11 protein-coding genes are annotated in these 13,858 nt (G+C 68.7%); 3 read left to right on the forward strand and 8 right to left on the reverse strand.

Translation table 11 applies throughout. From position 1 onward, the window contains the following. Nucleotides 1-126 precede the first annotated feature (126 nt). The 6 genes from ACFSKW_RS33535 to ACFSKW_RS33560 all read right to left on the reverse strand — a co-directional run bounded on the left by ACFSKW_RS33535 (nucleotide 127) and on the right by ACFSKW_RS33560 (nucleotide 8,091). Nucleotides 127-1,119, reverse strand: a complete 993-nt coding sequence (locus tag ACFSKW_RS33535; protein ID WP_379576651.1) for an ABC transporter ATP-binding protein — start codon at nucleotides 1,117-1,119, stop codon at nucleotides 127-129. After that, nucleotides 1,116-2,189 carry an ABC transporter ATP-binding protein gene (locus tag ACFSKW_RS33540; RefSeq protein ID WP_379576653.1) on the reverse strand — a complete coding sequence of 358 codons (1,074 nt, stop codon included), beginning with the start codon at nucleotides 2,187-2,189 and terminating at the stop codon, nucleotides 1,116-1,118. Before ACFSKW_RS33540 ends, ACFSKW_RS33535 begins: the two co-directional genes overlap by 4 nt. Then, nucleotides 2,189-3,163, reverse strand: a complete 975-nt coding sequence (locus tag ACFSKW_RS33545; protein ID WP_379576655.1) for an ABC transporter permease — start codon at nucleotides 3,161-3,163, stop codon at nucleotides 2,189-2,191. The genes ACFSKW_RS33540 and ACFSKW_RS33545 overlap by 1 nt, the downstream gene beginning before the upstream one ends. Before the next feature lie 14 nt (nucleotides 3,164-3,177). After that, complete coding sequence (locus tag ACFSKW_RS33550) at nucleotides 3,178-4,686, reverse strand: ABC transporter permease (protein WP_379576657.1); 1,509 nt, start codon at nucleotides 4,684-4,686, stop codon at nucleotides 3,178-3,180. A 196-nt stretch (nucleotides 4,687-4,882) separates the two neighbouring features. Beyond that, nucleotides 4,883-6,631 (reverse strand): ABC transporter family substrate-binding protein, encoded by a 1,749-nt coding sequence (locus ACFSKW_RS33555; RefSeq protein ID WP_379576659.1) that lies wholly within the window; start codon nucleotides 6,629-6,631, stop codon nucleotides 4,883-4,885. A 1,250-nt stretch (nucleotides 6,632-7,881) separates the two neighbouring features. Then, entirely contained in the window at nucleotides 7,882-8,091 is a 210-nt protein-coding gene (locus ACFSKW_RS33560; protein WP_379576661.1) for a hypothetical protein, read from the reverse strand. A gap of 481 nt (nucleotides 8,092-8,572) precedes the next feature. On the opposite strand from ACFSKW_RS33560, the gene ACFSKW_RS33565 reads away from it, so the two are divergent. The 3 genes from ACFSKW_RS33565 to ACFSKW_RS33575 all read left to right on the forward strand — a co-directional run bounded on the left by ACFSKW_RS33565 (nucleotide 8,573) and on the right by ACFSKW_RS33575 (nucleotide 10,953). Beyond that, nucleotides 8,573-8,725, forward strand: coding sequence for a hypothetical protein (locus tag ACFSKW_RS33565; protein WP_379576663.1), 153 nt, complete (start codon nucleotides 8,573-8,575; stop codon nucleotides 8,723-8,725). 397 nt (nucleotides 8,726-9,122) lie between these two features. Beyond that, the gene (locus ACFSKW_RS33570; protein ID WP_379576665.1) at nucleotides 9,123-9,902 is read left to right on the forward strand and encodes an enoyl-CoA hydratase/isomerase family protein; all 780 of its coding nucleotides are present in this window, start codon (nucleotides 9,123-9,125) and stop codon (nucleotides 9,900-9,902) included. 106 nt (nucleotides 9,903-10,008) lie between these two features. Further along, nucleotides 10,009-10,953, forward strand: a complete 945-nt coding sequence (locus tag ACFSKW_RS33575) for a hypothetical protein (RefSeq protein ID WP_379576666.1) — start codon at nucleotides 10,009-10,011, stop codon at nucleotides 10,951-10,953. A 365-nt stretch (nucleotides 10,954-11,318) separates the two neighbouring features. Here the strand turns inward: ACFSKW_RS33575 and ACFSKW_RS33580 are convergent, their stop codons facing one another. Together ACFSKW_RS33580 and ACFSKW_RS33585 are read right to left on the reverse strand one after the other, a co-directional pair. Beyond that, complete coding sequence (locus ACFSKW_RS33580; RefSeq protein ID WP_379576668.1) at nucleotides 11,319-12,191, reverse strand: winged helix-turn-helix transcriptional regulator; 873 nt, start codon at nucleotides 12,189-12,191, stop codon at nucleotides 11,319-11,321. A 28-nt stretch (nucleotides 12,192-12,219) separates the two neighbouring features. After that, complete coding sequence (locus ACFSKW_RS33585) at nucleotides 12,220-13,785, reverse strand: FAD-dependent monooxygenase (RefSeq protein WP_379576670.1); 1,566 nt, start codon at nucleotides 13,783-13,785, stop codon at nucleotides 12,220-12,222. Nucleotides 13,786-13,858: the final 73 nt, after the last annotated feature.

Consider the following 13,858-nt stretch of genomic DNA (forward strand, 5'->3'; position numbering starts at 1 on the left):
CCTTCCCATTCCCGCGTCTCCTGTTCCCGCGCCCCTGTTCCCGCGGCCCCGCTTCCGCGGTCCCGGACAGGCCCCGGACAGCGGACAGGCCCCCGCCCACCAGAGCGGGGGCCTGCCGACAAAGGGTCAGACGACCTTGGTGTTCACCTCAGCGAAGTGGCACGCCACCGGATGCCCGTTCCCACGGTCCACCAGCGCCGGCTCCTCGGTCGCGCAGATCTCCTGCGCCTTCCAGCACCGCGTCCTGAACCGGCACCCGCTGGGCGGGTCCATCGGCGAAGGCACGTCACCCGTCAGGATGATCCGCTCCCTGCGCCGCTCCTCCTCCGGGTTCGCCGTCGGAGCCGCCGACAGCAGCGCCTGCGTGTAGGGGTGCGCGGGCCGGTCGTACAGGTCGTCCCTGGGCCCGGTCTCCACGACCTTCCCCAGGTACATCACCGCCACCCGGTCGGAGATGTGCCGCACCACCGACAGGTCGTGCGCGATGAACATGTACGCGAGCCCCAGCGAGTCCTGCAGGTCCTCCAGCAGATTCACCACGCCCGCCTGGACCGACACGTCCAGCGCCGACACCGGCTCGTCCAGGATCAGCAGCTTCGGCTCCAGCGCCAGCGCCCGCGCGATGCCGACGCGCTGCCGCTGACCGCCGGAGAACTCGTGCGGGTAGCGGTTGCCGTGTTCCGGCGACAGGCCCACCAGCGACAGCAGCTCCGCCACCCGCTTGGGCCCGTTCTTGTCCCACCGGCCGTGCACCTTCAGCGGCTCGGCGATGATGTCGTTGACCGGCATCTTGGGGTTCAGCGACGCGTAGGGGTCCTGGAAGACGATCTGCATGTCCTGCCGTACGGCCTGCATCTGCCGGTTCGGCAGCCCCGTCAGCTCCTTGCCGCCGAACTTCACCGAGCCGGCGGTCGGCTTGTGCAGCTGCAGGATGGCGCGGCCCGTCGTCGACTTGCCGCAGCCGGACTCACCCACCACGCCCAGCGTCTCGCCCTTGTCGACGTGCAGGGACACGCCGCTGACCGCCTGTACCTGCGCGACGACGCGGCGCATGAGGCCGGTTCCCCTGACGGGGAAGTTCATGACGAGGTCGGTCACCTCGAGCAGTTTCTCGGTCATGACGTGGTCTCGCTGTTCGTGCGGAAGATGGCGGTCGGATCTGCCTTTTCAGCAAGTTGAGGCCAGTGGTGGCAGGCGGCGTAGTGCGCGCCGCCGTCCGTCTCCTCCAGCGAGGGCTCCGTGGTGGTGCACTCGGGGGTGGCCATGGGGCACCGCGGCGAGAACGGGCAGCCCACGGGCAGGTTGATCAGGGACGGCGGGGTGCCCTTGATCGGCCGCAGCCTGTTGCCCGAGGTCTCGAGCGACGGGATGGAGCCGAGCAGGCCCGCCGTGTACGGCATGCGCGGCGTGTTGAACACCGTGTCGACGTCGCCGATCTCGACCGGCTTGCCCGCGTACATGACCAGCACCCTGTGCGCCATGCCCGCGATGACGCCCAGGTCGTGCGTGATGAGCACGACCGCGGCGTCGACCGCGTCCTTCACCTCGAGCAGCTTCTCCAGGATCTGCGCCTGCACGGTCACGTCGAGCGCCGTCGTCGGCTCGTCGGCGATGATGACGTCGGGGTTGTTGATGATCGCCATGGCGATCATCGCGCGCTGCCGCATGCCGCCGGAGAACTCGTGCGGGTAGGACTTGAGCCTGGCCGCCGCCTGCGGGATGCCGACCAGGTCGAGCATCTCCTTGGCGCGGGCCTGGGCCTGCTTGTACGGCACGAGCTCGTGCGCCAGCACGGCCTCGGCCAGCTGGTCGCCGATGGTGTGGACGGGGTTGAGCGCCGTCATCGGGTCCTGGAAGACCATCGCGATCTTCCTGCCCCGCAGGCTCCGCCGCTTGCGCTCGGACATCTTGAGCATGTCGTCGCCGCGGTAGGAGATGCTGCCGGTGATCCTGGCGCTCTTGGGCAGCAGGCCCATGACCGCCATCGAGGAGACCGACTTGCCCGAGCCCGACTCGCCGACGATGCCGAGCACCTCGCGCTCGTGCACCGTGTAGGACACGCCGCGCACGGCCTGGACCACGCCGTCGTCGGTGGGGAAGTTGACCTGAAGGTTCTCGACCTTGAGCACCTCGGTGGTGCCGGGACGCGTCGCCTCGGACAGGCGCTTGGCGATGTGTACGGAGCTCATCAGTCGCGCACCCTGTTCTGTCGAGGGTCGAAGGCGTCTCTCAGGCCGTCACCGATGAAGTTGACCGACAGCGCGATCGCGATGATGAACAGGCCTGGCCACCAGAACAACCACGGCCGGGTGATCATCGCGCTCTTGTAGTCGCTGATCAGCAGGCCGAGCGAGGTGTCAGGGCTCTTGACACCGAAGCCGAGGAAGGACAGGGCGGTCTCCAGCAGGATGCCCGAGGAGATGGCCAGCGTGGCGGAGACGATGATCACGCCCAGCGTGTTCGGCAGGATGTGCCGGAAGATGATCCGGAAGGAGGAGGTGCCGATCGCCCTCGCCGCCTCGACGAACTCCTTCTCACGGAGCGAGAGGAACTCGCCGCGCACCAGGCGCGTGACACTGGTCCAGGTGGTGAGTCCCAGGAACAGGGCCATGAAGTAGGGGCCCATGTTGCCCGTCGCGCTGCCGACCACCGCGGCGATCACCAGCACCGGGATGGTGATCATGATGTCGGTGAAGCGCATGATGACCGACTCCACCTTGCCGCGGAAGAACCCGGCGGCGGCGCCGAGCACGGTGCCGACGGCGGTGGAGACCAGTCCGATGGTCAGCGCGACGATGATGGAGATCTGCGCGCCCCGCATGGTGAGCGCGAAGTAGTCCTTGCCGATGTTGTCCTGGCCGAAGGGGTGCTCGCCCAGGTGGACGCCCGAGCCGCCGAGGAACTCGGGGATGACGCTGAGCGTCGGGCGGCCCCTGTCCACGACGGTGCCCGAACCCGTCCACGGCTGGTGCCACCAGCCGGGGATCGGGCCGAAACCGATCGAGCTGAAGGCCAGCACGAAGACGATCGCGAACAGGATCATGCCGACGAGCGCGCCGCGGTGCCGGAAGAACCTGCGCCTGACGAGCTGGCCCTGGGTACGGGCGACGATCGTCATGCCCTGCGCGGCGCTGGACGTGGTCTCGTCCGTCTTGATGGTCATCTCGGTCTTCTCCGTCATGACAGCCTGATCCGCGGGTCGAGGTAGGCGTAGGCGATGTCGGCGAGCATGTTCCACACGACGATCGAGGTGCCGGTGATCAGGAAGAAGCCCATGACCGGCATGGGGTCGACCTCTCTCAGCGCGATGCTGAACATCGCGCCCATACCCTTCCACCCGAAGACGGCCTCGGTGATGACCGCGCCGCTGAACACGCCGGCGAAGTCGAGGGCCAGGATCGTGGTGATCGGGATCATGCCGTTGCGGAAGGCGTGCTTGATGATGACCGTCCGCTCGGGCAGGCCCTTGGCGCGTGCCGTACGGACGTAGTCCTGGTTCATCACCTCGAGCATGCTGGCGCGGCTGTAGCGGGAGTGGCCCGCGAGGCCGACGAGGATCAGCGCCAGCGTGGGCAGCAGCAGGTGCATGCCGGAGTCGAGGGTGTTCTGCCAGAAGTTGCCGATGAAGTTCGGGGTCTCGGAGCCGATGGTGGCGACGGGGCGGCCCCTGAGCGCTCGCGCGTAGCCGTCCCATGCCTCGAGCAGGCGGTCCATGAACATCATCGCGGCGACGAACAGGCCGCTGAAGACCGCCAGCGGGATCGCCTGGCGGCGCAGCAGCCCGCCGAACTGCCAGCCGATCGCCGCGCTGACCAGGCCCGCGACCACGAACAGGCCGAGCAGGGTCAGGAGCGAGGGGGAGACCAGCATCGGCTGGAGCGGGTAGTAGAGCAGCGCGCCGACGCCCGCGGCGCCCAGCGCGGCGTACATCGGCTGCAGGTGGTCGACGCCCGCGATCAGCGCCGAGACGCCCGCGGCGGTGGCCAGGCCCACGACCAGGATGAACGGGAAGCCCAGACCCGGGTCTGCGAACCAGCGGCTCGCCGACAGCGCGAACAGGATCACGGCGGTCACGGCGACGCCGATGCCGAAGGCGATCAGCTTGCCCTTCCTGTCGCCGTTGTAGACCGAGGCCCACACCAGGCCGGCGAACACCGCGACGATCAAGATGACCGGAAGCGGGATGAAGGGGTCGCGCAGCCAGTTGTTGAACTCGATCGCGACGAACTGCTTCAGCAGCGTGGCGATCCAGAAAATCGGTAGCGAGAAGCAGATGAAGGCTGCGAAAGTGATCCCGTGATCGAAGCTGCTGTACTGGCGCAGCGCGGAGATGATGCCGATCGTGATACCGATCACCGCGCCCAGCACGGTGGCCACGACCACCAGCTTGAGCGTCGACTCCATGGCCGCGCCGGTCAACGAGGAGACCGTGGTGCCCGCCTTGTTGACGCCCAGGTCGCCCTGGAAGATACCGGCCAGCCAGGACAGGTAACGGACGGGGATCGGCTCGTTCAGATGCATGGCCGCGATGCGCGCCTCCATCAACCTGGGAGCCTCTGGCGCTGAGCTCTCGCGCAGGTCGGCGAGAGGGTCTCCCGACAGCGCCACCAGGAAGAACATGATGAAAGTGGCGCCGAGCAGCGTCAGACTCGAGATCGCGAGCCTACGCGCGATGAATACAAGCAATTCCCCGACCTCCTGCAGGTGACGGCTTCCGGGGCCACAGCGGGGGGTGGCCGGGCTCAGGGCCGGAAACCGGGCCCGCCACGGTGCCTCGTGAGCGCGGCTTCGGCGGGCTGATGGTGTTGACGACTTGGGTTGTACAGCTCTGACGCGGGGTCGGTCTGGTGACCGGCCCCGCGTCAGTGACGGCTAGGCCGTTCTACTGGGCAGCCCACTGGTGCATGTTCCAGGTGATGGAGGCCTGGCTCGGGTTGGGCTGAATGTTCTGGAGGCTCGAGCTCCAGGCGGACAGCGCCGGCTGCGAGTACAGCGGGATCGTCGCCAGGTCGTCCCAGAGGATCTTCTCGACCTGCTGGATCAGCGGGCCGACCTTGGTCTGGTCGGTCTCGCCGAGGATCTGGTCGGCGAGCTTGTCGTACTCCTTGTTGGAGTAGCAGCCCTTGTTGTTGCCCTTGGCCGACGGGGTGCACTTCGTGGGCGTCTTGTAGGTGGAGGTCCAGCCGCTGTTCAGCGACGAACCGGCCCAACCGAACAGGGCGATGTCGAAGTTGCCGTTGGCCAGGTCGCCGGCGTCGTCGAAGAACTTCTCGCTGCCGGTGTCGGTGATCTCGAAGCCCACCGGGTCACAGGAGGCCTTGATCAGCTCCACGACCTGGGTACGACGCGGGTTCGGCTGGTTGTAGCCGATGTTGACCTTGATCGGGGTCTTGACGCCCGAGTCGGCCACCAGCTTCTTGGCGCCCTCGATGTCGACCTTGTTGTACTTGTCGGAACCCGCGAAGGTGACGGCCTCGGCGTAGCCCGGCTGGAACGGCGCGATGTTGCGGACGTTCATCGGGGCGGCGTTCGGGTTCTGCGGCTTGATCAGGTTGTCGACGATCTGCTGACGCGGAGCGCAGAGCGCGATGGCCTGACGCAGCTTGGCGTCCTTGAACGGGCCCTTGTTGAAGTTGAAGTCCAGGTGGTCGTAGAGGAACTGCTCACCGGTCTTGACGGTGACGTCCTGCAGCGCCTGCACCTGGGCGAGCACGTCCGGGTTCGACTGCGGCTCGATGATGTTCGTCTCGCCGTTCTGCAGCGCCTGGACCTGCTGGTCCTGGGCGATGAAGCGGATGACGACCTTCTCGGCCTTGGCCTTCTCGCCCCAGAACTTCTCGTTGCGGGCCAGGGTGATCGACTGGCCGGGCGAGAAGGAGTCGAGCACGTACTGACCGGACGACGGGATGAGCGCCTTGTCCGGGAGCTTGCCGTTGAAGATCCAGCCCTTGCTGAAGAACTCGGCGGCCTTCTTGAGCTTGGCGTGGTCGCCCGCCTTGATGGCGTCGAACATCTCCTGGTCGCTGAGCCCGCCCTGCTGCGCGACGATGTGCGCCGGCAGCTGGATGACGGAGGTGGCCGCCCAGTCACCGTACGACTTGGTGTAGTTGAGCGTCACATCCTTGTCGCCGATCGCGCAGTCGGGCATCTTGATCTTGTCCCACGTGTCCGTGCTGATGTAGCTGAACTCGGGGAACTTGCCGGACGCGACGGCGTAGGTGAGCATCACGTCGTCACAGGCGATCGCGTTGCCGTCAGACCAGACCGCGTTCGGGTTGATGGTGTACTTCACCGTCAGCGGGTCGTCAGAGGTCTTCTCATACGTGCCCATGTCCTTGTCCGGCTGGACGGAGCCGTCCGCGCCGAAGTACCAGAAGTCCGTCAGGACCCGGTTGAGGACGATGTGGTTCTTCGAGGAGTACTCCTCGGCCGTCTGGGCGTTGTACGAGCTGATCTCCTGCTCGAACGTGTGCGTGATCGTCGACGCGTTCGCGCCGCCGCTGGCCGGGGCGGAGGGCGCGGTCGACGGGTCCGCGGCGGGCGCGTTGTCAGTAGCGCCGCAGGCCGTCAGCAGGATCGCTGCTCCCGTCGCCGCTGCCAGGAACCTGCCGGCCCTGCGTGCAGATGACACGGACATACTCCTTGGGGGTTGAAACTTAACAAGCCACTCTTGCGAAGAAATGAAGCATTACTTCGCAGTAAGAGGTAAGGGGTCACAGCAGAGTGTTGCAGACCTGATGCCGTCAACGGCATGTTCCGTAACAAAGACGGGGCGAATAGGTGCAAATCACCACATAAGCGTTACCCAGTGTGATCGGGTGCCAGAGAGCGTTCTCCGGTTGTCCACAGCGTCGCTGACCCGTCCACAGAATCCGGTTCGCCGTAGCTCGTCAAGCCTGTCATTCCCCATCCTGAGATCCCCGACCCCCGCCGCTGGAGGATCCCGATGGAGCATTCCCCACCTGTCACTCCGGTACACGGCCGTTCCGGACCGGCTGTCGACCCCTCCCGAGGGGCGAGCCGGACAAGACGGACAGGCGAGGCGATGGGGAGCGGTCGACCGGACGGCACCCGGCGCCGCCCCCCGAGCGATGCGCCGCCCCCGGCACCGTGGCGTCGCCCGGTCCCGGCCCGCCTCGCGGTGGTTCGGAGGAATCGGGTCGTTGGCGTGCCGCCTCATCCGGTTCGTGTCCGGCTTGCGGTGGTTCGGAGAAGTCGGGTCGTTGGTGCGCCACCTCATCCGGTTCGTGTCCGGCTTGCGGTGGTTCGGAGGAATCGGGTCGTTGGTGCGCCACCTCATCCGGTTCGTGTCCGGCTTGCGGTGGTTCGGAGGAATCGGGTCGTTGGCGTGCCGCCTCATCCGGTTCGTGTCCGCCTCGCGGTGGTTCGGAGAAGTCGGGTCGTTGGTGCGCCGCCTCATCCGGTTCGTGTCCGGCTCGCGACGACCTGGGAGCGGGATGGCCGGGCGAGTAACCCGCGAGCCGCGGCGCTCGGGAAGGATCGACCAGGCGAAGGGCGAGGCCCGGTGGCCCGGGGCGGCCGAACGGGAGATGCACGGCTCGCGGTGATCTGGACGAAACGCGCCGGCGGAGCCCTCCCCGCCGTCATCTGGACCAGACGCCCGCTGTCACCCCCGAGAACGCGCGCGTCGCTCAGTGCCGAGCGCTCCGCGACCGCCGGAACGAGACGACCTTCCAGCGCGTCAGGCGGCCTGATGCACACCCGTCCGCTGCCTGCCGGCTGGCCGAGGCGATGTGGGCCCGCCGCGCGCCTGCCGTCCCGGGTGGCGTGAGGAAGACCCGGCGGCTGTCCGTCACCTCACAGGCCGTGCGCCTGGCCGGCACGTCGCGTGCGAGTCGGACCGGCAGGCTTAGGGGAGCATCACCTGGTGAGACCCGGACGGGGCGTCCCGATGGCGCGCCTGCGCGTGGGCCCGCTGCGCTGCGCCTGGCGGAGGGCGTACTTCGAGCGGAGGGCGTTCGCCGAGCGGAGGGTGTTCGCCGGGCGGAGGGCGTCCATCGAGCGGAGGGTGTTCGCCGGGCGGAGGGCGTCCATCGAGCGGAGGGTGTTCGCCGGGCGGAGGGCGTCCATCGAGCGGAGGGTGTTCGCCGGGCGGCGGCTGTCTCCGTCGGTGCGGTGGTCATCCCCTTCCCTGCCCGGGGGGCGGACACTCTGCGGAGGTCACAGGAACCCGACGGTTTCCCGCCCACCCCGCCGGAGCCAAGCCGAGGCCCTTTCTGTGGGCAGCGGCCACCCACGCGTGGGCGCACCCGGAAGTCGAACGGCTGGCCGCATGAATCCCCGTCAAATCAGGCGATATGCGGATGTTACGGGCTGGTACGCTGGCCGCGCGGACGTCGATGATCCCTTGTCGCGCGAGGGATCCTCACCCGGCGAGGGAGGTACGCGATGCGGCGGCGGCGATTCGTTCACGGGCACGCGTGCCCGGTCACCCGTCAGTACGCGATGTCCCAGGCCGGCGCCTTCGCGTGGATTCCGGCGGAAGAACAGGAAACAGCCGGCAGGCGGGCAGGGGTTGAGCGAGAACGCTCCCCAGGGCATTGATGGAACCATGCGCGATGTCGCGCGAATGCATGACGACATGCTCGGCGGCAAGCAAGGTATTTCCTCGAGCAGGCTCGTCTCGATTCGCGCCGCCATCTCTGCGTTGCGCTTGTCCGGCCGATCCAGCGTGATCGTCGCGATCTCACTGTCCACCTCGTAGCGCAGTCCGCCTCCTCGAAGGGGACGCTGCGAACCTCGGCCCTGCGAGCGGGCCGTGCGGAACCTCGCAGCTGACCTTTCAACGGGTCGCCGGCAAACCGTCACCGCCATCTCCTCAACGCCGGCACCCTCGGCGGCGCTACCGCTCGTCACGACCCGCTGACCCGGCCGGGGCGCTCTTCTCCCGAACGTGACCCCAGACATCCGAGCACGTTGTGGTGTCAATCGGCGGATGCTGGACGAGGTGGAAACGCGACGAAGGCGGCCCTGTGTGATGATGGTGCAGGTGTTCTGATCTTGCTGGTGCGGGATGCTGGCGTGGTTGAAACGGCCGGCACGGAGGAGGCCGCCCCGCCCGTCCGCGGGTTGGATCGAGCCGAAGCGCTGGAGGGAACGCGGTGATCGAGGTCGACGTGGTGGACGGCATCGCGGTCGTACGGCTGGCCCACGGCAAGGTCAACGCCCTGGACCTGGAGCTGTGCCGGGCGATCGAGCGGACGATGCGGGGTCTGGACGACAAGGAGGGACCCGTTCAGGCCGTGGTGGTGACCGGCGCTGGACGGGCGTTCTCGGCGGGTGTCGACCTCAAGCGTGTCGTGGACGGCGGCGCCGCGTACGTGGCGGAGTTCCTGCCCGCGCTCAGCGGCGCCTTCCGATCCGTCTTCAACCTCGGCAAGCCGGTGGTCGCCGCGGTCAACGGGCACGCGATCGCCGGTGGCTGTGTGCTCGCCGCGGCCTGCGACCATCGGATCATGGCCTCGGGGACCGGCAGGATCGGGGTTCCGGAGTTGCGCGTCGGGGTGCCGTTCCCGTACACGGCGTTGGAGATCATGCGGTTCGCGCTGGGACCCGTCGGCGCCCGCCACGCGATCTTCGACGGTGCCAACCACGAACCGGAGGCGGCCCTGGCACTGGGGCTGATCGACGAGCTGAGCGACCCGGAAACCCTGCTGGACCAAGCGGTGGCCGTCGCCCGCAGAATGGCCACCGATATCGCGGCCGACGCCTTCCGCTACACCAAGGCGCAGCTCCGGCATGAGGTGAACGAGCGGCTCGACCGTGTCGCCGAGCCGGAAACCGTGCGCCTGTGGACGACGGCGGCGACCGACGGTCGGATCCGGGCCTTCATGGACCGGACGGTAGGTTCCGGAGCGCCGACCCAGCCCGAAGCTCCCTAGCTCGGCTTCCGCCGACGCCCTGGTGGTCCCCGTGAGCACGGCTTCAGTGGGTGGGCGGGGTCGGGTGGAGGGGAACGATCGTGGGTGTGGCTTCGTCGTAGCCGTTATGACGGATTTCGCGGGTATCGACGAGCAACTCCGAGTGGCGAAGGAGCGGGTACGGCGCTTCGACCAGCTGACCCGGCAGCGGGGCGCGGTCACACGTCAGCTTGGTCCGGTGCGTCAGGCGGTGGCCGCCCTCCAGGAACAGCTGGTCGACGAGGAAGGCGACGTGACGCGGCTGGAGAGCGGTTTCGCCGGATTCGTCGCCAAGCTACTGGGGTCGAAGGAGGAGCGCCTGACGCAGGAGCGGGCCGAGGTGGAGGCCGCGCGGCAGCGGCTGGACGGCCAGCGCACCCGGGTGGCGTCGCTGGAGGGCGACATCACAGGCATCGACGGTGAGCTGGCGCGGCTCGGACCGGTTCGCGAGGAGTACGCGACGCTGCTCGCCGAGAAGGAACGGATGCTGATCGAGCTGGCCGACCCTCGGGGGAGGGAACTGGCCGACCTGGCGGAACGTCTCGGCGATCTGGCCGCCGATCTGCGCGAGCACGACGAGGCGCACAGGGCGGGCGTCGCCGCTGGGCGCGAGCTCGACCTCGTGCTCGACCGGCTGAACGCCGCGAGCGGGGCGTCGACGTGGGACGTGCTCGGCGGCGGTTACGTCGCCGACTCGGTCGAGCGCACGCGGTTGGAGGAGGCCGACCAGGCCGCGTGGCGGGCGCAGCGGCAACTTGACGTGTTCTCGCGGGAACTGGCGGACGTCGGGGTGGCGGCCGGACCCCAGCTGCCCGAGGTGGACACGCGGTGGTTCGTGGACACCTTCTTCGACAACATCGTCACTGACGTGTTGAAGCACCAGCGGATCAGCGGCACGCGTGACGCGGTCGCGGAGGTGGCGCGGTGGGCCGGAACGACGGTCGCGGCCGTCGCGCGGCGGAGCGCCGAGCTGGCGGCTGAGCGCGCCGCTCTGCTGGCCCGCCGAGACGAACTGCTCACGCCCCACCCCTGACCGGCCACCCTGCGTATGGCCGGGAGGGCGTCGCCGGCCGTCCTGCCGTATGGCTGGGAGACTGTTGCCGACCGGCTGTCCTGCCGTAGGACGAGGGGTGTTGCCGGCCGGTCGTCCGCACAGCAAGGAGCAGAGGGCGTCGCTGCTGATCAGTCGTCCTGGCGCGGAGATGTGGAGGGAGCCCGCTCCCTGTCGGCTCCCCTGAGCGATGACCCAAGGGGCGGGCGGCCCTGGTCGGTCACCCAGTCGGGCGGCCAGGACGGGAGGGCGGTCCTTGCTGGTCAGCCGGGCGCGCGGGGGTCTCGGGTACGAGGGCGGTCCTTGCTGGTCAGCCGGGCGCGCGGGGGTCTCGGGTGCGAGGGCGGTCAGGAGGGGGTCAGGGCGCGGGCGAGTTCGTGAGCCTCGGTGACGCCGGCGGGGATGTCCAGCACGGGGAAGATCGCGTGCCGGACCACCCGCAGTTCGTCCACCACCAGGATCGAGCGCTTGAGCCGTACCAGCTGCCCCGATCGGAACGTCGGCAGTCGAAGCGCCGCCGCCAGCCGTAGCTCGGTGTCCGAGAGGAGCGGAAACGGGATCCCCTCCATCTCGGCGAAGACCGCCTGCTCGTCGGGACGCTGCGTGCTCACCCCGCGTATCGTGATCCCGTCGCCGGTGAACGCCGGCTCCATCTCCTTGAACAGCCTGTTCTCCAGCGTGCAGCCTTTCGCGCCGGGGACCTCGCTCCACCCGGGTGGCAGCGGCGAAGGGACTCCGGTGGCCGGGTAGGTGAAGAGCACCGTGGGCCCATCGACCACGTCGACGAGCCCGGTCGAGCTCTCGAGCTGCAGCGGCGCGGGGATCGGCGTTCCGACGAGGGCGTGGACCCTGCGCGCCTCGGCGGTGCCGGGCATGGCGATTCCTGTCAGGGTTCCGTCGCCGGCGAGCCACCGGTCGCCCCAGTCCTGCATCGAGATCAGTACCGGCGCCAGCGCCCACCCCACGTCGGTGAGCGCGTATTCGTGGCGGACCGGCCCCGACTGGTACGGCCTGCGCTCCAGCACTCCGTGCCCGACCAGGTGCCTGAGCCGTTCGGTCAGGATCTTGCGGGAGATGCCCAGCTCTCTGAGCAGTTCTTCGAAACGCCGGTGCCCCCGAGCGGTCTCGCGCACGATCAGCAGGCTCCACCAGTCGCCGATCACGGACGCGGCCTGCGCGATGGCGCACTGGACGTCGCGTTCGCGTGCCTCTCTCGTCATGTCATACGACTGTACACCTGCTAAGTCTCTAAAGGAGACTGAGGATGCGCACCAGTGCGTTCTCCAGCGTGCCCGCCGCGTCGAGGTCGGCGCCGGTGCTGCGCCAGGCGACGTACCCGTCGGGCCGCACGAGGACCGCGCCGCTCTTGCCCACGCCGTACCGCTCCGGCCAGACCCCCTCGACGTCCAGCAGTTCGCCGCCGATGCGGTGCGGCGCGAGCCGCACGCCGAGCTGGTCGCGGACCGCACGGCCCGCGTCCACCCAGCTCTGCCCGTACGGCCCGGCGAGCAGCACGAACCCCGACCCGAACAGGTCCAGCGTCGAGATCGTGCGCCCGTCCCAGTCGAGCACCACGTGCGGGGCGCGGCTGCCGGGCCGTCCTGTGGGCACGCGGGGGTCCTCCAGCGGCGAGCCGTCGTCGTCCGGCTCGGACAGGATCGCGGCGGAGCGGTACCGGATGCCGAGGATGGCGGCGAAGGGGTCCTCGATCGGCTCTGGGTAGTCCATGCGCTCGGCGGGCGGCATGCGGAAGCCGAGGTTGGCGAGCTGGGCGTCGGCGACGAGTTCGCCGACGGGACGGCGTTCGGCGTCGTAGGAGTCGAGGAAGGAGGGGTCGGCCTGGCCCGAGACGACCAGCCACAGCCGCCACGCGATGTCACAGCCGTCCTGCAGCGCCGTGCTCCCGCCCTGACCGCCGGTCGGCGGCATGGTGTGGGCGGCGTCGCCGGCCAGGAAGACCCGTCCCACCCGGTAGGTGTCGGCCAGGACGTGCGCCGTGGTGAAGGTGGTGGTGTCGAGGATGGTGACGTCGAGGTCGGGCACGCCCACGCCGTGCCGTACCATCTCGACGGCGTCGAAGTCGGGCGACCCACCGTCGTAGTTGACGCCGAGCACGTGCGCGCCGACCCCGGTCCCGGTGACGAAGACGCCGGTGAACGTGTCGTTCTGCAGGTACCAGAGAGTGACCTCGCGCTCGTTGACCAGGCCGCTGAGATCGGCGTCGAACATGATCGCGTACAGCTGGCTCAGCACGCCCTTGCCGGAGGTCGGGATCTTCAGCGCGTCCCTGATCGGGCTGCGGTAGCCGTCGGCGGCGATGACGTAGTCGGCGCGGACGGTCGATTCGACGCCGTCGGCGCGGATCAGCGCGGTCACGCCCTCGTCGTCCTGCTCCAGCGAGACGAGTTCGGTGGAGAAGCGCAGGTCGGCGCCCAGTTCCTCGGCCTTGCGGCGCAGGACCCGCTCCACCTCCGACTGGGGCGCGCCCAGGTCGGGGGCGGGGGACAGGTGGGTGGGGAAGGGCGCGGTGCTGGTGTCGAAGAGGATTTCGGGCTCGGGGTCGGTGAGGCTGGACGCGATCGCGATGCGCATGTTCTCGCCGATGCCCTGCCAGATGCCGTCCAGCTCTTCCTCGAGGCCGGGCACGGGACGCAGCAGCTCGACGGCGCGCGTGTTGACGCCGAACGCCTTGGGCTGGATGGAGGTGCTCGCGTGCCGTTCGACCAGCATGACGTCGACGCCGCGCCAGGCCAGCAGAGCCGCGGCGCTGAGCCCGGCGTAGCCGCCGCCGACGATCAGAACGGGTACTCTCATCGTTCGCTCCTTCGAGACATATCGCGTTTGTGAGAGTTAAGATATGACTCGATTGCTCGATGGTCAAGATATA

Source organism: Nonomuraea mangrovi (genome assembly GCF_042681425.1).
Lineage (GTDB): Bacteria > Actinomycetota > Actinomycetes > Streptosporangiales > Streptosporangiaceae > Nonomuraea > Nonomuraea mangrovi.

What these genes read in the sequence shown, in the direction of transcription:
- ACFSKW_RS33565 (WP_379576663.1), top strand. Translation starts at nt 8,573, where the DNA reads ATGCGCGATGTCGCGCGAATGCATGACGACATGCTCGGCGGCAAGCAA.
- ACFSKW_RS33575 (WP_379576666.1), top strand. Translation starts at nt 10,009, where the DNA reads ATGACGGATTTCGCGGGTATCGACGAGCAACTCCGAGTGGCGAAGGAG.
- ACFSKW_RS33535 (WP_379576651.1), bottom strand. Translation starts at nt 1,119, where the DNA reads ATGACCGAGAAACTGCTCGAGGTGACCGACCTCGTCATGAACTTCCCC.
- ACFSKW_RS33540 (WP_379576653.1), bottom strand. Translation starts at nt 2,189, where the DNA reads ATGAGCTCCGTACACATCGCCAAGCGCCTGTCCGAGGCGACGCGTCCC.
- ACFSKW_RS33545 (WP_379576655.1), bottom strand. Translation starts at nt 3,163, where the DNA reads ATGACCATCAAGACGGACGAGACCACGTCCAGCGCCGCGCAGGGCATG.
- ACFSKW_RS33560 (WP_379576661.1), bottom strand. Translation starts at nt 8,091, where the DNA reads ATGGACGCCCTCCGCCCGGCGAACACCCTCCGCTCGATGGACGCCCTC.
- ACFSKW_RS33580 (WP_379576668.1), bottom strand. Translation starts at nt 12,191, where the DNA reads ATGACGAGAGAGGCACGCGAACGCGACGTCCAGTGCGCCATCGCGCAG.
- ACFSKW_RS33585 (WP_379576670.1), bottom strand. Translation starts at nt 13,785, where the DNA reads ATGAGAGTACCCGTTCTGATCGTCGGCGGCGGCTACGCCGGGCTCAGC.